Origin of the sequence: Enterobacter cloacae complex sp. 6730903 (assembly GCF_048283985.1) — a bacterium.
Taxonomy (GTDB): domain Bacteria; phylum Pseudomonadota; class Gammaproteobacteria; order Enterobacterales; family Enterobacteriaceae; genus Enterobacter; species Enterobacter hormaechei_C.
In genome coordinates this window covers 34,319-51,682 of record NZ_JBLVXX010000028.1, presented here as the reverse complement: position 1 = coordinate 51,682, position 17,364 = coordinate 34,319, and the positions used below count along the sequence as shown (strand labels likewise).

Here is a 17,364-nt window from a genome sequence, read left to right as displayed (position 1 = left end):
AGGCAAAACGGGTCGCTCAGGCGGCCCGTTTTTATTTCGATTGTATTTTTTTTGTGTTAACAACATATATTTGGTGATTCCCATCACAAATACGTAAAGTCACAACATGTGTAATTTGCAATGGATATCACATATATAGGCTTGCTTTTTTATTTTTCGTTTTTAACGATCTGTTTTTATTCATTTTATTAAAGTGCGCTCTGACACGCTCGCTATTTTCTTCCCGTTTGATTTCATTTTACCGCAGGCGTATTTTGTTTTTAGCGATACGTTGTACCCTAAAAATAAAATAAGGATGATATATGCGGTTAATTGATTATTTCCCTGAATCCTCAATATCAATAAAATCCGCAGCAAAGGACTGGCAGGAAGCCATTGATTTTTCCATGTCGTCTTTGCTGCAAAATCATTATATTAACGCTGATTATATTGAAGCAATTAAAACCTCGACGCTCACTAATGGTCCTTATTACATTCTCGCTCCGGGTGTAGCGATGCCTCATGCCCGTCCGGAATGCGGTGCCTTAAAAACAGGTATGTCATTAACGCTTCTTAAACAGGAAGTGCAGTTTGCCGACGACGATGAGCCCGTAAAATTACTCATTGGGTTATCGGCGGCGGATGCGGATTCACATATCGGCGCTATCCAGGCATTAAGCGAATTATTATGTGAAGAAGATAAACTGTCGGCGTTGTTAACCGCTAAGTCAGAAAAGCAGTTGGCGGATATTATCGCTCACGCATAATTATTCTCTCCTTTACAGGATATTATTATGGAACACAAGTCTGCTCGTGCAAAGGTCCAGGCTTTTGGGGGCTTTTTGACTGCAATGGTCATCCCGAATATTGGTGCATTTATTGCCTGGGGATTTATTACCGCTTTATTTATTCCAACCGGCTGGATGCCTAATGAGCATTTCGCCAAAATTGTCGGTCCGATGATCACCTATTTATTGCCGGTGATGATTGGCTCTACCGGTGGACACCTGGTTGGCGGCAAACGTGGGGCGGTGATGGGAGGGATCGGCACTATCGGCGTGATTATCGGCGCGGATATTCCTATGTTCCTCGGCTCAATGATCATGGGGCCACTCGGCGGTCTGGTGATTAAGCACATCGATCGGCTGCTGGATAAACGCATTCCCGCTGGTTTTGAGATGGTCATCAACAACTTCTCGCTGGGTATTGCGGGCATGCTCCTCTGCCTGCTGGGATTTGAAGTGATCGGCCCTGCGGTGTCGATTGCCAATAACTTCATTAAAGAATGTATTGAATCCCTGGTACATGCGGGCTACCTGCCGCTGCTGTCGTTGATTAACGAACCGGCAAAAATCCTGTTTTTAAATAACGCTATCGATCAGGGTGTTTATTATCCGCTGGGGATGCAGCAGGCTTCCGAGACGGGTAAATCCATCTTCTTTATGGTGGCCTCCAACCCCGGGCCGGGTTTAGGTCTGCTGCTGGCTTTTGCTTTTTTCGGCAAAGGAATGGCGAAGAAGTCAGCCCCCGGCGCGATGATTATTCACTTCCTGGGCGGCATTCATGAGCTCTATTTCCCTTACGTACTGATGAAACCGCTGACGCTGATTGCGATGATTGCTGGCGGCATGAGCGGGACGTGGGTGTTTAACCTGTTAGGCGGTGGTCTGGTGGCTGGCCCAAGTCCGGGTTCGATTTTCGCCTACCTCGCGTTAACGCCTAAAGGCGCATTCCTCGCCACGATTGCTGGCGTAACGGCAGGCACGCTGGTCACCTTTGCGGTCGCCTCTTTTATCCTGAAGATGGATAAAAATAGCGAAGCTGAAACGGAAGATACTTTCAATGATTCTGCCAACGCCGTAAAAGCCATGAAGCAGGAAGGCAAGTTTTCTTACCAGGATATTAAGCATATCGCTTTTGTCTGCGATGCCGGAATGGGCTCCAGCGCTATGGGGGCGACGACATTCCGCAAGCGTCTGGAAAAGGCCGGGCGAGATATCGACGTAAAACATTATGCCATCGAAAATGTGCCTGACGACGCGGACATTATTGTTACCCATGCCAGCCTGGAGGGGCGCGCTAAACGGGTCAGTGACAAACCGTTAGTGTTGATAAAAAACTATCTCGGCGATCCGCAGCTTGACGATCTTTTTAAGCATTTAACGGCGAATTAATCTATCTGGTTCCTGGAGTCATTATGAAAACGAAAGTGGCTGCCATTTATGGCAAGCAGGATGTTCGTATCCGTGAATTTGAACTGCCCGAAATAAACGACAATGAGCTGCTGGTGAGCGTAATTTCCGACAGCGTTTGTTTATCCACCTGGAAGGCAGCGAAATTAGGCAGTGAACATAAACGTGTGCCGGACGATCTGGAAAATCATCCGGTCATCACCGGACATGAATGCGCCGGGGTGATCGTTGAGGTCGGAAAAAACCTTACCGGGAAATATAAAAAAGGTCAGCGCTTTGTTTTACAACCGGCAATGGGATTACCGAGCGGTTATTCTGCTGGCTACAGCTATGAATATTTTGGCGGCAATGCGACGTACATGATTATTCCAGAAGTCGCAATTAATCTGGGCTGCGTTTTACCTTATCACGGCTCCTATTTTGCGGCGGCTTCGCTGGCGGAACCCATGTGCTGCATTATCGGCGCGTATAACGCCAATTATCATACGACGCAATATGTCTATGAGCACCGGATGGGCGTGAAACCGGGAGGTAATATTGCGCTTCTGGCCTGCGCCGGGCCGATGGGAATTGGCGCTATTGATTATGCGATTAACGGCGGGATTCAGCCGTCGCGCGTTGTGGTGGTGGATATCGATGAGGCCCGCCTTGCGCAGGCGGAAAAACTCCTGCCGGTTGAGCTGGCGGCACAAAAGGGTATTGAGCTTATCTATGTCAATACCTCCGAACTGGAGAACCCTGCCGCTACGTTACGCGCATTAACTGACAATGCAGGCTTTGACGACGTGTTTGTCTATGCTGCGGTTCCGGCGGTCATTGAACTGGCAGACGATCTTCTCGCCGAGGACGGGTGCCTGAATTTCTTCGCCGGACCAACGGACAGCAATTTCAAGGTGCCGTTTAATTTTTACAACGTCCATTACAACAGTACCCACGTGGTGGGCACCTCCGGCGGCTCGACGGAGGACATGAAAGAGGCGATTGCGCTGAGTGCGACGGGCCAGCTCCAGCCGTCGTTTATGGTGACCCACATCGGCGGTCTTGATGCGGTGCCGCATACGGTACTCAATCTGCCGGACATCCCTGGGGGCAAGAAGCTTATCTATAACGGTGTCACCATGCCGTTAACGGCCATTGCCGATTTTGCCGAAAAGGGCAAAACCGACCCGCTCTTCCGGGAGCTGGCAAGGCTTGTGGAAGAGACGCACGGCATCTGGAATGAAAAAGCAGAGCGCTATCTGCTGGCGCAGTTTGGTGTGGATATTGGGGAGGCGGCGGCATGATGTCTCTGGCATGGCCGCTCTTTCGCGTTACGGAACAGGCGGCGCTGGCCGCCTGGCCGCAAACCGGGTGCGGCGATAAAAACCGAATCGACGGGCTGGCGGTAACCGCCATGCGCGAGGCGCTAAACGCGATAGCGATGCGCGGGCGTATCGTCATCGGCGAAGGTGAGATCGACCATGCGCCAATGCTGTGGATTGGCGAGGAGGTCGGAAGCGGCGTCGGCCCGGCGGTGGATATTGCCGTCGATCCCATCGAGGGCACCCGCATGGTGGCGATGGGGCAAAGCAATGCGCTGGCAGTGATGGCGTTTGCGCCTGAGGGCAGCCTGTTTCATGCCCCTGATATGTACATGAAAAAACTGGTGGTTAACGCAGCGGCAGCCGGGGCAATCAGCCTCGATCTCCCGCTGGCAGAAAACCTTCGCAACGTTGCCCGGGCGCTGGCCAAGCCGCTGGAGCATCTGCGGATGGTGACGCTGGACAAACCGCGCCTGCAAAATGCAATTGCCGAGGCGACGCAGCTGGGCGTGAAAGTGTTCGCGCTGCCCGATGGCGACGTCGCCGCCAGCGTTCTGACCTGCTTACAGGATAATCCCTATGATCTGATGTACACCACAGGCGGCGCGCCGGAAGGGGTGATCTCCGCCTGCGCGGTGAAAGCGCTGGGTGGCGATATGCAGGCGGAGCTGATCGATTTTTGTGAAGCGAAAGGGGAGAGTCCTGAGAACCGTCGGGTCGCCGTGCAGGAGCACCGTCGCTGTGCGGAGATGAAGGTGGAAGTCAATCGTATTTATACCCTTAGCGAACTGGTAAAGGGCAATGACATCCTGTTCAGCGCGACGGGCGTGACGGGTGGCGAACTGGTTAAAGGTATTCAACAGGTTGCGAAGGGTGTGCGCACGCAAACTTTACTGATCGGCGGCGCAGATCGAACGTGTAATATAATAGACTCTCTGCATTCACGGTGATTTATCGAGATACAAATGACGACGCTGACAGAAGACGATGTGCTTGAGCAACTGGATGCTCAGAATAACCTCCTCGCATTCATGACGACGGCACAGTCTTTTTTGCTCCAGGGCATTAAATGTTTTCTGCCGTCGCTGTTTGTCGATAACGATGAAGAGATCGTGGAATATGCAGTGAAGCCGTTACTCGCCCGGAGTGGGCCGCTTGATGACATCGACGTAGCGTTACGTCTGATCTATGCGCTGGGGAAAATGGAAAAATGGCTCTACGCCGACATTACGCATTTTTCGCAGTTTTATCAGTATCTGAAAGAGCAGGATACCCTCCCTGGCTTCGCCGATGACATCACCTGGGATTTTATCAGCAACGTTAATTGCATCACCCGTAACGCGACATTATTCAGCGCGCTGGAGTCGATGAAATTTGCTGACTTTGCCACATGGTCTGAGGTGCGCTTTACCGCAATGATCAAGACGGCGCTCACCCTGGCGGTAACGACAATTTTAAAGGAACTTACGCCGTGAAAATTGGGCTAACGGTTAACGGGCTACATGTAGAAGCACATTATCCTGACGACGAAATTGAAAATGTTCATAAGCCTTTGCTGCGGCAACTGGCGAAACGGCATTTCGCCAGCGCCAGCAGGCGTACGATTGTTTTTCTCAGCGCGCCGCCCGGGACGGGTAAATCCACGCTAACCGCCTTCTGGGAATTCCTCTCTCGTCAGATGGAGGGGATGCCGCCGATCCAGACGTTGCCGATGGATGGATTTCATCACTACAACGAGTGGCTTGAGGCCCATAACCTGCGTGCGTACAAAGGCGCCCCGGAGACCTTTGATGTCGACAGGCTGGCGCAACATCTGCGGCAGATAAAAGAGGGCGACGGTACCTGGCCGCAGTATGACCGGCAAACGCACGACCCTGTCGAAGAGGCAATCGTGGTAACGGCCCCGGTCGTGATTGTTGAGGGTAACTGGCTGCTGCTTGATGACGAACGATGGCGAACGCTGATGGAATACTGCGATTTGTCAGTGTTTATCCGCGCCCCCGCCGAAGCGTTACGCACGCGCCTGGTGGGACGTAAGCTGGCCGGGGGGCTCTCTCAGGCCGACGCCGACGCGTTTTATGCGCGCACCGACGGGCCAAACGTGGAGCGTGTTTTGCGTCACAGCCGTCCTGCCAATGTGGAACTGATGATGTCGGCAAATGGCGAATACCGACTCGTCTGATCCTCAGCGGCTTTCAGTGGGGCTCCGGTCAACCCGCCGCGTTTTTACGTGGCGGGAGGAAAAGGGATTATTCCGGAAAAATGTGATGGAGATCAGATAAAATCGCTCTTAATCTGGACAGAGATTCCTTTTATTCCCCGATTCGCTTATTCTTGCTGAAGCGTTTCAGTCGATTAAATGTTCGACAATTGACCAATCAATCGCAGTTTGTGACAGCAAGGATTCCCCTTCGGGCGTCGCTGGATTACTCTTTCAGCCACCTCAAACTCAGGGATAGCTTTGCAGGAGATCTATGACCGTACGCGTAGCGATTAATGGCTTCGGTCGCATCGGGCGCAACGTGGTTCGTGCTTTATATGAATCCGGGCGTCGTGCGGAAATCACCGTGGTGGCAATCAATGAACTGGCGGATGCTGCGGGCATGGCGCATTTGTTGAAATATGACACCAGTCACGGTCGCTTTGCCTGGGACGTTCGCCAGGAAAGGGAACAGCTGTTTGTCGGTGACGACGCCATCCGCGTGCTGCATGAGAACAGTATTGAAGGGCTGCCCTGGCGCGAACTGGGTGTGGATGTGGTGCTGGACTGTACCGGCGTGTACGGTAACCGTGAACATGGCGAAGCGCATCTGAATGCTGGCGCGAAAAAAGTGCTGTTCTCCCATCCCGGCAGTAACGACCTCGACGCCACCGTCGTGTTTGGCGTCAACCAGCACGAGCTGCAAGCTGAACACCGCATTGTCTCCAACGCCTCCTGCACCACCAACTGCATTATTCCGGTCATTAAACTGTTAGACGATGCGTATGGCATTGAATCCGGCACCGTGACCACGATTCACTCCGCCATGCACGATCAGCAGGTAATCGACGCCTACCATCCGGATTTACGACGCACTCGCGCGGCGAGCCAGTCCATCATTCCGGTGGATACGAAACTGGCTGCCGGGATCACCCGTATTTTCCCGCAGTTTAACGACCGTTTCGAAGCGATTGCCGTGCGCGTGCCGACGATAAACGTCACCGCAATCGATCTTAGCGTGACGGTGAAAAAACCGGTAAAAGCCTGTGAAGTCAACCTGTTGCTGCAAAAAGCGGCACAGGGAGCATTTCATGGTATAGTTGACTATACGGAATTACCGTTGGTCTCAGTAGATTTTAACCACGACCCGCACAGCGCCATCGTGGATGGCACGCAGACGCGAGTCAGTGGTGCGCACCTCATCAAGACGCTGGTCTGGTGTGATAACGAATGGGGCTTTGCTAACCGAATGCTCGACACCACGTTAGCCATGGCCGCAAAAGGTTTCAGGTAGAGCGCACCTTGCGCTTGCAAAACTTTAAGAATCAACGAGAGGATTCACCATGTCTGTAATTAAGATGACCGATCTGGATCTGGCAGGTAAACGCGTTTTCATCCGTGCCGATCTGAACGTACCGGTTAAAGATGGCAAAGTGACCAGCGACGCGCGTATCCGTGCATCTCTGCCAACCATTGAACTGGCTCTGAAGCAGGGCGCTAAAGTAATGGTCACCTCCCACCTGGGCCGTCCAACTGAAGGCGAGTACAACGAAGAGTTCTCTCTGCTGCCGGTTGTTAATTACCTGAAAGACAAACTGTCCAGCCCGGTTCGCCTGGTGAAAGATTACCTGGACGGCGTAGAAGTTGCCGAAGGTGAGCTGGTTGTTCTGGAAAACGTTCGCTTCAACAAAGGCGAAAAGAAAGACGACGAAACTCTGTCCAAAAAATACGCTGCGCTGTGTGACGTATTCGTGATGGATGCATTCGGTACGGCTCACCGTGCGCAGGCATCTACCCACGGTATCGGTAAATTCGCAGACGTCGCCTGTGCAGGTCCGCTGCTGGCTGACGAACTGGAAGCGCTGGGTAAAGCACTGAAAGAACCTGCTCGTCCAATGGTCGCTATCGTTGGTGGTTCTAAAGTGTCTACCAAACTGACCGTACTGGATTCCCTGTCCAAAATCGCTGACCAGCTGATCGTTGGCGGTGGTATCGCGAACACCTTCGTTGCTGCGCAAGGCCACAACGTGGGTAAATCCCTGTACGAAGCGGATCTGGTTGACGAAGCTAAACGTCTGCTGGGCACCTGTGATATCCCGGTTCCAACTGACGTTCGTGTAGCTACCGAGTTCTCCGAAACTGCTACCGCAACCCTGAAATCTGTTAACGACATCAAAGATGAAGAGCAGATTCTGGATCTGGGCGACGTTTCTGCACAGAAACTGGCTGAAATCCTGAAAAACGCAAAAACTATCCTGTGGAACGGTCCTGTCGGCGTGTTCGAATTCCCGAACTTCCGCAAAGGGACTGAGATCGTGGCTAACGCTATCGCAGACAGCGAAGCGTTCTCTATCGCAGGCGGTGGTGACACCCTGGCAGCTATCGATCTGTTCGGTATCGCTGACAAGATCTCCTACATCTCCACTGGTGGCGGCGCATTCCTCGAATTCGTGGAAGGTAAAGTCCTGCCAGCAGTAGCAATGCTCGAAGAGCGCGCTAAGAAGTAAGCCATTCAGGGGCAGGGAAACCTGCCCAATTTTCAGCGCGCTTATCAGAGCTCGCACCTTTTCTAACGGCCGAAGATACAGGACTAAGCAACATGTCTAAAATTTTTGATTTCGTAAAACCTGGCGTTATCACTGGTGATGACGTACAGAAAGTGTTCCAGGTAGCTAAAGAAAACAACTTCGCTCTGCCAGCAGTTAACTGCGTAGGTACCGACTCCATCAACGCCGTACTGGAAACTGCTGCTAAAGTTAAAGCACCGGTTATCGTTCAGTTCTCTAACGGCGGCGCTGCGTTCATCGCAGGTAAAGGCGTGAAAACCGACATCCCTCAGGGCGCTGCTATCCTGGGTGCTATCTCTGGCGCACATCACGTTCACCAGATGGCTGAGCACTATGGTGTTCCGGTTATTCTGCACACTGACCACTGCGCGAAAAAACTGCTGCCATGGATCGACGGTCTGCTGGACGCAGGTGAAAAACACTTCGCAGCAACCGGTAAGCCACTGTTCTCTTCTCACATGATCGACCTGTCCGAAGAGTCTCTGGAAGAAAACATCGAGATCTGCTCTAAGTACCTGGCGCGTATGTCCAAAATGGGCATGACCCTGGAAATCGAACTGGGTTGCACCGGCGGTGAAGAAGACGGTGTGGACAACAGCCACATGGACGCTTCTGCTCTGTACACTCAGCCAGAAGACGTTGATTACGCTTACACCGAGCTGAGCAAAATCAGCCCACGCTTCACCATCGCAGCGTCCTTCGGTAACGTACACGGCGTGTACAAACCAGGTAACGTGGTTCTGACTCCGACCATCCTGCGTGATTCTCAGGAATACGTGTCTAAGAAACACAACCTGCCGCACAACAGCCTGAACTTCGTCTTCCACGGCGGTTCCGGTTCTTCTGCTCAGGAAATCAAAGACTCCGTAAGCTACGGCGTAGTGAAAATGAACATCGATACCGACACCCAATGGGCAACCTGGGACGGTATCCTGCAATACTACAAAACCAACGAAGCTTACCTGCAAGGTCAGCTGGGCAACCCGAAAGGCGAAGACCAGCCGAACAAGAAATACTACGATCCACGCGTATGGCTGCGCGCTGCCCAGACTTCTATGATTACTCGTCTGGAGCAGGCATTCAAAGAACTGAACGCGGTTGACGTTCTGTAATTTGAGCTGTTCATAGCGTCAAGAGGTCCGCATATGCGGGCCTTTTTTTATGCTTTTTCAATATCCTGCAATACCTGATTTTGTGATCTGTTTGGCATTACCCGCTCTTTTTGTTTACCCTTTACTGACCTGCCTGTCCCCTAAGGGACAGATTTTGTGTTTTGGTTTAGCAAAAGGAAGAATAAATGGAACAACTTGATGTTGTAGACAGCATCAATAACGCGGGTAACTGGCTGGTGCGCAACCAGGCGCTACTGCTGAGCTACGCCGTGAATATTGTTGCCGCTATTGCCATCATCATTGTCGGGATGATCGTGGCGCGTATCGTATCGAACGCTGTCAACCGGGTGATGGTCGCACGACACATTGATGCCACAGTCGCCGATTTCCTCTCCGCGCTGGTCCGTTACGGCATTATCGCCTTTACGCTGATTGCGGCACTCGGGCGTGTCGGCGTGCAGACGGCATCCGTCATCGCTGTGCTCGGTGCTGCCGGTCTGGCCATTGGTCTGGCATTGCAGGGTTCGCTGTCGAACCTGGCGGCGGGCGTACTGCTGGTGACCTTCCGTCCGTTCCGTTCCGGTGAGTATGTGGATCTGGGCGGTATTGCCGGTACCGTGTTGCAGGTACAGATTTTCTCTACGACCCTGCGTACCGTGGATGGTCGCATTGTTGTAGTCCCGAACGGGAAAATCATTGCGGGCAATATCATTAACTTCTCCCGCGAGCCGGTGCGTCGTAACGAGCTGATCATCAGCGTGGCGTACGACTCCGATATCGATCAGGTGAAGTCGCTGATCGCCAACATCATTGCCTCTGACGATCGTATTCTGAAGGACCGCGAGCAGACCGTTCGTCTGAACGAGCTGGGTGCGTCATCCATTAATTTTGTGGTGCGCATCTGGAGCAAAAGCGGCGATCTGCAAAACGTTTACTGGGATGTGCTGGAGCGCATCAAGCGTGATTTCGATGCCAACGGCATCAGCTTCCCGTACCCGCAGATGGACGTAAACGTCAAAAAAGTCAAAGAAGCAGAGTAACGTCTCCCGTAGGCCCGGTAAGCGTCAGCGACACCGGGCTTTTCTTTTATTAGCCCGGCTAATCCCCAATTAATATTATCCATTTCCTCTAATGTCGTTCCCGCAGTATAGTCTGCCTCCAGGACAACTCTGCGAGAATTACGTCATGTTATCTTATTATTTTCAGGGGCTTGCGTTAGGCGCGGCCATGATCCTCCCCCTTGGCCCACAAAATGCGTTCGTGATGAACCAGGGCATCCGCCGTCAGTATCATCTGATGATTGCCCTGCTGTGCGCGGTGAGCGATCTGCTGCTGATTTGCGCCGGGATTTTTGGCGGCAGCGCCCTGTTGATGCAGTCGCCGTGGCTGCTGGCGCTGGTTACCTGGGGCGGCGTAGCATTTCTGCTGTGGTACGGGTTTGGCGCCCTGAAAACGGCCATGAGCAGCAATCTTGAGCTGGCGAGCGCCGAAGTGATGAAGCAGGGGCGCTGGAAGATTATCGTCACCATGCTCGCCGTGACGTGGCTTAACCCGCACGTTTATCTTGATACGTTCGTGGTGCTCGGCAGCCTGGGCGGACAGCTGGACGTTGAGCCCAAGCGCTGGTTTGCGCTCGGTACGGTCAGCGCCTCCTTCCTCTGGTTCTTTGGTCTTGCGATCCTGGCGGCATGGCTGGCGCCACGACTGCGCACCGCCAAAGCGCAGCGCATTATCAATACCCTGGTGGGGCTGGTGATGTGGTTTATTGCCTTCCAGCTGGCGAAAGAGGGCATTCATCACGTACAGGGATTGTTCAACTAAGCGTTGTCTTATGGACATCTGAACAAGACCCGCTAAGCTTGCTGGCATGAGCCCTGTTAACAGGGCACTCTTCGCAACATGGAGGAATGACAGTGAAGTTTAAGGTGATGGCCCTGGCGGCATTAGTAAGTTTAGGTGCGGTGTCGGTGCAGGCGAATGAACTGCCAAACGGCCCGCACATTGTCACTTCAGGCACGGCAAGCGTGGATGCGGTACCGGATGTTGCAACCCTGGCAATTGAAGTGAACGTGGCGGCGAAAGATGCCGCTTCCGCCAAGAAACAGGCAGACGATCGTGTTGCGCAATACCTCTCTTTCCTGGAACAGAACGGTGTCGCAAAAAAAGACATCAGCTCTGCGAACCTGCGTACTCAACCGGATTACGACTACCAGAACGGCAAAAGCATCCTGAAAGGCTATCGCGCCGTGCGTACTGTGGAAGTGACTGTACGCCAGCTTGATAAGCTCAACGGATTGCTGGATGGTGCGCTGAAGGCTGGGCTGAACGAAATTCGTTCCGTCTCGCTGGGCGTTGCGCAACCGGAGAAATATAAAGACGAAGCGCGTAAAGCGGCGATTGATGATGCCATTCATCAGGCGCAGCAGCTGGCATCCGGCTTCAAGACCAAGCTCGGTCCGGTTTACAGCGTGCGTTACCACGTTTCAAACTACCAGCCAAGCCCGATGGTGCGGATGATGAAGGCGGACGCCGCGCCGGTTTCTGCTCAGGAAACCTATGAGCAGCCAACCATTCAGTTCGACGATCAGGTTGATGTGGTGTTCCAGCTGGAGCCGACTGAAAAGCCCGCTCAGTAACCCGTAGGCCGGGTAAGGCGAAGCCGCCACCCGGCTAGTTTTTCAATCCTGTCTTAACACCTTGTGCCCAAACGCCAGCAGCGCGTCGGTGACGTTGCGCATCATGCGGCTTTCCGGGGCAAAACGGTGCCAGTACAGCATCCGGCGCTGATACAGCCCCGGGGTTAAATCAATCAGCTCACCGCTTTTCAACTCTTTCTCAATCTGCAAATGCGGGATCATGCAGCAGGTGGTTCCCTGACGCGCGAGCTGTACGAAGGCCTCGGACGAGTTAACGATATGACACGGCACGCTGCCCGGCGGCAGATCGAAGTTTTGTTGCAGGAAAGCCTGATGCATATCGTCCAGATGGTCGAACGCGACGGCAGGCGCTTTCAGCAGCGCGGCGCGGGTCACGCCGTTCGGGAAGTAGCGCTCGGCAAAGGCTTTTGAACCGACAAACAGATAATCCAGCGCGCCCAGCTGATCCACCAGACAGCTTGGCAGCGCCTGAGGCTGAATACTGACCGCGCCAACCACTTCGCCGCGACGCAGGCGCTCCTGAGTGCGGGTTTCGTCTTCAACCTGGAGATTCAGGCGGATAGGGGAGTCGGCCAGCACCGGCGCAAGGGCCGGCAGCAGCCAGGTCGCCAGACTGTCGGCGTTCACCGCCAGCGACAGCAGCAGCGGCGTGGAGCCGGTCTGTTCATCGCCCAGCCATTCATCTTCCAGCAGTTCAACCTGACGCAACAGGGCAAGGAGCTTTTGTCCTTGCTCCGTCGGACGCGGCGGTACGGTACGCACCAGCAGCGGCTGCCCGAACATGTTTTCAAGCTGTTTGATACGCTGTGATACGGCGGACTGGGTGATGCACAGCTTTTGCGCCGCGCGCTCAAAACCGCGTTCACGAATAACTGCATCAAGTGCCTGTAGTGTTCTGTAGTCCGGACGTTTCATTGCTCTGGCTGACTCCTTAATTTTGCTTAATCTGCACTATGACACAATTTTCCCTTCGTGGCAGACGAAATCCATTCGACGTGTTCTATAATGCGCCCTGAGTTTTCACACCACAGGCAAAACGATCATGACGCAGGATGAACTGAAAAAAGCAGTAGGATGGGCCGCTCTCCAGTACGTACAGCCGGGTACCATTGTCGGTGTTGGTACGGGGTCGACGGCGGCGCACTTTATCGATGCGCTGGGCACGATGAAGGGGCAGATCGAGGGCGCGGTTTCCAGCTCCGATGCTTCCACGGAAAAGCTGAAAAGCCTCGGCATTACCGTTTTCGACCTCAACGAAGTGGACCGTCTGGGCATTTACGTTGATGGCGCGGATGAAATCAACGGCCATATGCAGATGATCAAAGGCGGTGGCGCGGCGCTGACCCGCGAAAAAATCATCGCTTCCGTGGCGGATAAGTTCATCTGCATCGCGGACGCCTCCAAGCAGGTCGACATTCTGGGGAATTTCCCGCTGCCGGTCGAAGTGATACCGATGGCGCGCAGCGCCGTGGCACGTCAACTGGTGAAGCTGGGTGGTCGTCCGGAATACCGTCAGGGTGTGGTGACCGACAACGGCAACGTGATCCTCGACGTTCACGGCCTTGAGATCCTCGATGCCATTGCGCTGGAAAATGCGATCAACGGCATTCCAGGCGTCGTTACCGTAGGGTTATTTGCCAACCGTGGCGCGGACGTGGCGCTGATCGGCACGGCTGACGGTGTAAAAACCATCGTAAAATGATCTGACGGGGGGAGCGCTCCCCCCGCTAAAAAAATTTGAAAAGCTAAATTCGGTGACTTGTGTCACGTTTTTCCGCCTCTTTTGCCGATCCTGCCACGTTCGTAATTATCCGCAGCATTTTCCTCTGCCATTTTGCTCTGTATGACTTTTCTTCAGAGTGCCGACGCAAACGTTCATATTGCTGCAATAGTTTTTTTTGATATGTTGGCTGCACGGGATTTATATCCAGCACAACATCAGTTCAGATAAAAAACAGGGTCGGGTAAATGGCAAAGGTATCACTGGAGAAAGACAAGATTAAATTCCTGCTGGTTGAAGGCGTGCACCAGAAAGCGCTCGATAGCCTTCGCGCAGCAGGCTACACCAACATCGAATTTCACAAAGGCGCGCTGGACACTGAAGAGCTGAAAGCGTCCATCCGTGATGCCCATTTCATTGGCCTGCGATCCCGTACCCAACTGACTGAAGACGTTATTGCTGCGGCGGAAAAGCTGGTGGCGATTGGCTGTTTCTGCATCGGCACCAACCAGGTTGATCTGAATGCCGCCGCAAAACGCGGTATCCCGGTCTTTAACGCGCCGTTCTCTAACACCCGCTCCGTGGCGGAGCTGGTGATTGGCGAACTGCTGCTGCTCCTTCGCGGCATTCCGGAAGCTAACGCCAAAGCGCACCGCGGCGTGTGGAATAAGCTGGCTGCGGGCTCCTACGAAGCGCGTGGTAAAAAGCTCGGGATTATCGGTTATGGCCACATCGGTACGCAGCTCGGTATTCTGGCGGAATCCCTCGGCATGCACGTGTTTTTCTACGATATCGAAAGCAAGTTGCCGCTGGGTAACGCGACGCAGGTGCAGCATCTCTCTGATCTGCTGAATATGAGCGACGTGGTCAGCCTGCACGTGCCGGAAAATGCGTCCACCAAAAACATGATGGGGGCGGAAGAGCTGGCGCTGATGAAGCCGGGCTCTCTGCTGATCAACGCCGCGCGCGGTACGGTGGTTGACATTCCTGCGCTGTGCGACGCGCTGAAGCGTAAGCATCTGGCGGGTGCGGCGATTGACGTGTTCCCGACGGAACCGGCCACCAACAGCGATCCGTTCACCTCTCCGCTGTGCGAGTTCGACAACGTGATCCTGACGCCGCACATCGGCGGTTCTACCCAGGAAGCGCAGGAGAATATCGGCCTGGAAGTGGCGGGTAAGCTGAGCAAATATTCCGACAACGGTTCAACGCTCTCTGCGGTGAACTTCCCGGAGGTGTCTCTGCCGCTGCACGGTGGACGTCGTCTGCTGCACATCCACGAAAACCGTCCTGGCGTGCTGACCGCCATCAACCAGATCTTTGCCGAGCAGGGCGTCAACATTGCCGCGCAGTATCTGCAAACTAACTCGCAGATGGGTTATGTGGTGATTGATATTGAAGCGGATGAAGATATCGCCGAGAAAGCATTGCAGAGCATGAAGGCCATTCCGGGGACGATTCGCGCGCGCCTGTTGTACTGATGGTGCGGTCTGTGGTGTCGGGTGGCGCTTACGCTTACCCGACCTACAGCGGTCGTGCGGTCTGCGTGTCGGGTGACGCTTACGCTTACCCGACCTACAATGGTCGTGCGGTCTGTGTGTCGGGTGGCGCTTACGCTTACCCGACCTACAACGGTCGTGCGGTCTGTGTGTCGGGTAAGGCGTAGCCGCCACCCGGCTTTGTTCTACCAGGTCCAGGTTTTACTGGGCGTCACCACCGCCGGCAACGGCACATCCCATTTCTCTACGGGTAATGCCTCCACGCCCTGGCAATCATGCGCATAGCCCACCGGCTGCAACCCGTACTGCTGCCAGTTTTGCAGCGTCCTGTCGTAGAACCCCCCGCCCATGCCTAATCGCTGGCCCTGTTCGTCAAACGCCACCAGCGGCGTAATCAGCACATCCAGTTCAGAGAGCGGCAACACGTCGCGCACGTCCAGTTTGGGTTCGGTGATTTTCAGACGATTCACCACCAGCTCGCTGTGCGGATGGTAGTGCAGAAACAGCAGATTGCCCGGGCTAAAAGGATGCAGCACCGGCAGGTAAACTTTTTTCCCGGCGCGCCAGAGCTGGTCGATAAGCGGTTGGGTATCCAGCTCACCGTCAAACGAGAAAAACAGGGCGACGGTGTTGGCCATCACTACAGGCGGATAGGCCATCATGCGGGCGGCGGCCTGCTGAGCAAACTGTGCCTGTTGCTCGGCGCTTAAGGCGCGACGACGCTGGCGAATAAGCTGACGGATGTCCTGGCGTGAAGCAGAAACTTCAGGGAATTGAGTCATGGTAGTCGGTAGAAGAAAAGAGAGGGAATCTCCGAGATGCCGCCGCAGGCTGTAACCCTTGAACCCTTGGTTCAAGGTGAATGTGTCGTCATAGTTTTAAGGCTTCTCGGACGGACCGAGCATGCTCACCAACCATGGAGCGCCACATTCTTGTGGTATGAAATATCGGCTCAGGGGACTGGCCCGCTTGCGAACATCTCAGAGAAATTTTGTCTTCACAGTTACTCTACCATAGTCAACTGAGAAGTGTTATTCAAACTTTGGTCCCGGTCTTTCGGGACTGCGACCTTGATCAAGCAATGCCTGTTCTATGGTCTGCTGGAGCATTTTAATGCGCTGCTCCATGCTTGCCGCGTAATCGCGGGTCTTCGCTTTTTCCTGAGTCAGTTCATAGCTGATGTTCAACGCGGCGATGAAAACCAGCTGCTCAGTATTTGTGACTCTAGTGCGTTCTTTTAGATCTTGCAACCGCTGATTCAAATCGTCCGCAGCCTGATTCAAGGCATCCCTTTGTTCAGGCGGACAATTCACTCGCAGTGAACGGCCAAAAATCTGGAGATCGACGGGTTGTGCAGACATGCCACCTTCCTGCTGATTGACTGCGCTGCCTTCGCTTACTGCCCCGGGGGCTGCGAAGGGGCGACACTATAGCTACCCTGATGTGAAGATACAAGCCCTTTTCTGGTATCACCAGGGTCCAAAGTGGTAGCATATCATGAATATCCTCCCTTTGATGACGAATGCGTATGTCTATACAGAACGAAATGCCTGGTTACAAGGATTTAAACCAGTTACTGAACCAGCAGGGAGTCGGTCTGACCCCTGCCGAAATGCACGGTCTGATCAGCGGCATACTGTGCGGCGGAAACAGCGACAGCTCATGGCAGCCGCTGATCCACGACCTCACCAACGAAGGGCTGGCGTTTGGCCACGAACTGGCGGAAGCGCTGCGTAAAATGCACGCCGCAACCAGCGATTCCCTGGAAGACGATGGCTTTCTTTTTCAGCTTTATCTGCCTGAAGGCGACGATGTCAGCGTCTTCGATCGCGCTGATGCGCTCGCGGGTTGGGTAAACCACTATCTGCTTGGCCTGGGCGTAACCCAGCCTAAACTGGATAAAGTGACCGGCGAAGCGGGTGAAGCGATCGACGATCTGCGTAACATTGCCCAGCTCGGCTACGATGAAGACGAAGACCAGGAAGAGCTGGAAATGTCTCTCGAAGAGATTATCGAGTACGTGCGCGTGGCGTCTCTGCTGTGCCACGACAACTTTACGCGCTCGCAGCCGACCGCGCCGGAAGTTCGCAAGCCAACATTACACTAAGAAAAATAACGCACAGGAGGGTGTCATGGT

General features: G+C 53.8%; 19 protein-coding genes and 1 other RNA gene. 16 read left to right on the top strand and 4 right to left on the bottom strand.

Annotation, left to right across the window (positions count from 1 at the left end):
* Window positions 1-302: 302 nt before the first annotated feature.
* The 12 genes from cmtB (at window position 303) to ACNQ0W_RS15340 (ending at window position 11,987) form a co-directional block, all read left to right on the top strand.
* Window positions 303-746: a PTS mannitol transporter subunit IIA gene (gene cmtB, locus ACNQ0W_RS15395; protein ID WP_047050772.1), complete on the top strand. Its 444-nt coding sequence runs from the start codon at window positions 303-305 to the stop codon at window positions 744-746.
* 27 nt (window positions 747-773) lie between these two features.
* On the top strand, window positions 774-2,153 hold the full coding sequence (locus tag ACNQ0W_RS15390; protein WP_062933210.1) for a PTS mannitol transporter subunit IICB: 1,380 nt from the start codon (window positions 774-776) through the stop codon (window positions 2,151-2,153).
* 23 nt (window positions 2,154-2,176) lie between these two features.
* Window positions 2,177-3,454: a zinc-binding dehydrogenase gene (locus ACNQ0W_RS15385; RefSeq protein WP_062933209.1), complete on the top strand. Its 1,278-nt coding sequence runs from the start codon at window positions 2,177-2,179 to the stop codon at window positions 3,452-3,454.
* The gene (glpX, locus tag ACNQ0W_RS15380; RefSeq protein ID WP_062933208.1) at window positions 3,451-4,422 is read left to right on the top strand and encodes a class II fructose-bisphosphatase; all 972 of its coding nucleotides are present in this window, start codon (window positions 3,451-3,453) and stop codon (window positions 4,420-4,422) included. The genes ACNQ0W_RS15385 and glpX overlap by 4 nt, the downstream gene beginning before the upstream one ends.
* Window positions 4,423-4,437: 15 nt before the next feature.
* Window positions 4,438-4,947 (top strand): MltR family transcriptional regulator, encoded by a 510-nt coding sequence (locus ACNQ0W_RS15375; RefSeq protein ID WP_045907071.1) that lies wholly within the window; start codon window positions 4,438-4,440, stop codon window positions 4,945-4,947.
* Window positions 4,944-5,654 (top strand): nucleoside/nucleotide kinase family protein, encoded by a 711-nt coding sequence (locus ACNQ0W_RS15370; RefSeq protein WP_062933207.1) that lies wholly within the window; start codon window positions 4,944-4,946, stop codon window positions 5,652-5,654. Before ACNQ0W_RS15375 ends, ACNQ0W_RS15370 begins: the two co-directional genes overlap by 4 nt.
* Window positions 5,655-5,946: 292 nt before the next feature.
* Complete coding sequence (gene epd, locus ACNQ0W_RS15365) at window positions 5,947-6,966, top strand: erythrose-4-phosphate dehydrogenase (RefSeq protein ID WP_015571810.1); 1,020 nt, start codon at window positions 5,947-5,949, stop codon at window positions 6,964-6,966.
* A 49-nt stretch (window positions 6,967-7,015) separates the two neighbouring features.
* On the top strand, window positions 7,016-8,179 hold the full coding sequence (pgk, locus tag ACNQ0W_RS15360) for a phosphoglycerate kinase (RefSeq protein ID WP_003860077.1): 1,164 nt from the start codon (window positions 7,016-7,018) through the stop codon (window positions 8,177-8,179).
* 92 nt (window positions 8,180-8,271) lie between these two features.
* The gene (gene fbaA, locus ACNQ0W_RS15355) at window positions 8,272-9,351 is read left to right on the top strand and encodes a class II fructose-bisphosphate aldolase (RefSeq protein ID WP_003860079.1); all 1,080 of its coding nucleotides are present in this window, start codon (window positions 8,272-8,274) and stop codon (window positions 9,349-9,351) included.
* 185 nt (window positions 9,352-9,536) lie between these two features.
* On the top strand, window positions 9,537-10,391 hold the full coding sequence (mscS, locus tag ACNQ0W_RS15350) for a small-conductance mechanosensitive channel MscS (RefSeq protein WP_047050783.1): 855 nt from the start codon (window positions 9,537-9,539) through the stop codon (window positions 10,389-10,391).
* Between the two features lie 145 nt (window positions 10,392-10,536).
* On the top strand, window positions 10,537-11,172 hold the full coding sequence (argO, locus tag ACNQ0W_RS15345; protein ID WP_003860085.1) for an arginine exporter ArgO: 636 nt from the start codon (window positions 10,537-10,539) through the stop codon (window positions 11,170-11,172).
* Window positions 11,173-11,264: 92 nt separating this feature from the next.
* A complete protein-coding gene (locus tag ACNQ0W_RS15340) occupies window positions 11,265-11,987 on the top strand; it encodes an oxidative stress defense protein (protein WP_017382904.1) in 723 nt (240 codons plus the stop codon).
* 42 nt (window positions 11,988-12,029) lie between these two features.
* Here ACNQ0W_RS15340 and argP read toward each other — a convergent pair whose 3' ends face one another.
* Window positions 12,030-12,923: a DNA-binding transcriptional regulator ArgP gene (gene argP, locus ACNQ0W_RS15335; protein WP_003860089.1), complete on the bottom strand. Its 894-nt coding sequence runs from the start codon at window positions 12,921-12,923 to the stop codon at window positions 12,030-12,032.
* A 127-nt stretch (window positions 12,924-13,050) separates the two neighbouring features.
* Here argP and rpiA point away from each other — a divergent pair, with 127 nt between their 5' ends.
* From rpiA to ACNQ0W_RS15320, 3 genes are all read left to right on the top strand, one after another.
* Window positions 13,051-13,710: a ribose-5-phosphate isomerase RpiA gene (gene rpiA / locus ACNQ0W_RS15330; protein WP_003860091.1), complete on the top strand. Its 660-nt coding sequence runs from the start codon at window positions 13,051-13,053 to the stop codon at window positions 13,708-13,710.
* Between the two features lie 266 nt (window positions 13,711-13,976).
* Entirely contained in the window at window positions 13,977-15,209 is a 1,233-nt protein-coding gene (gene serA, locus ACNQ0W_RS15325) for a phosphoglycerate dehydrogenase (RefSeq protein WP_017692705.1), read from the top strand.
* 14 nt (window positions 15,210-15,223) lie between these two features.
* On the top strand, window positions 15,224-15,394 hold the full coding sequence (locus ACNQ0W_RS15320) for a hypothetical protein (RefSeq protein WP_154816565.1): 171 nt from the start codon (window positions 15,224-15,226) through the stop codon (window positions 15,392-15,394).
* An 18-nt stretch (window positions 15,395-15,412) separates the two neighbouring features.
* Here the strand turns inward: ACNQ0W_RS15320 and ACNQ0W_RS15315 are convergent, their stop codons facing one another.
* The 3 genes from ACNQ0W_RS15315 to zapA all read right to left on the bottom strand — a co-directional run bounded on the left by ACNQ0W_RS15315 (window position 15,413) and on the right by zapA (window position 16,588).
* Window positions 15,413-16,009 (bottom strand): 5-formyltetrahydrofolate cyclo-ligase, encoded by a 597-nt coding sequence (locus ACNQ0W_RS15315; RefSeq protein ID WP_062933206.1) that lies wholly within the window; start codon window positions 16,007-16,009, stop codon window positions 15,413-15,415.
* A 24-nt stretch (window positions 16,010-16,033) separates the two neighbouring features.
* Window positions 16,034-16,217: non-coding RNA, 6S RNA (gene ssrS, locus ACNQ0W_RS15310), on the bottom strand.
* Window positions 16,218-16,258: 41 nt separating this feature from the next.
* Entirely contained in the window at window positions 16,259-16,588 is a 330-nt protein-coding gene (zapA, locus tag ACNQ0W_RS15305; protein WP_003860096.1) for a cell division protein ZapA, read from the bottom strand.
* A 167-nt stretch (window positions 16,589-16,755) separates the two neighbouring features.
* Here zapA and ACNQ0W_RS15300 point away from each other — a divergent pair, with 167 nt between their 5' ends.
* On the top strand, window positions 16,756-17,334 hold the full coding sequence (locus ACNQ0W_RS15300) for a YecA family protein (protein WP_003860099.1): 579 nt from the start codon (window positions 16,756-16,758) through the stop codon (window positions 17,332-17,334).
* Window positions 17,335-17,364 lie beyond the last annotated feature (30 nt).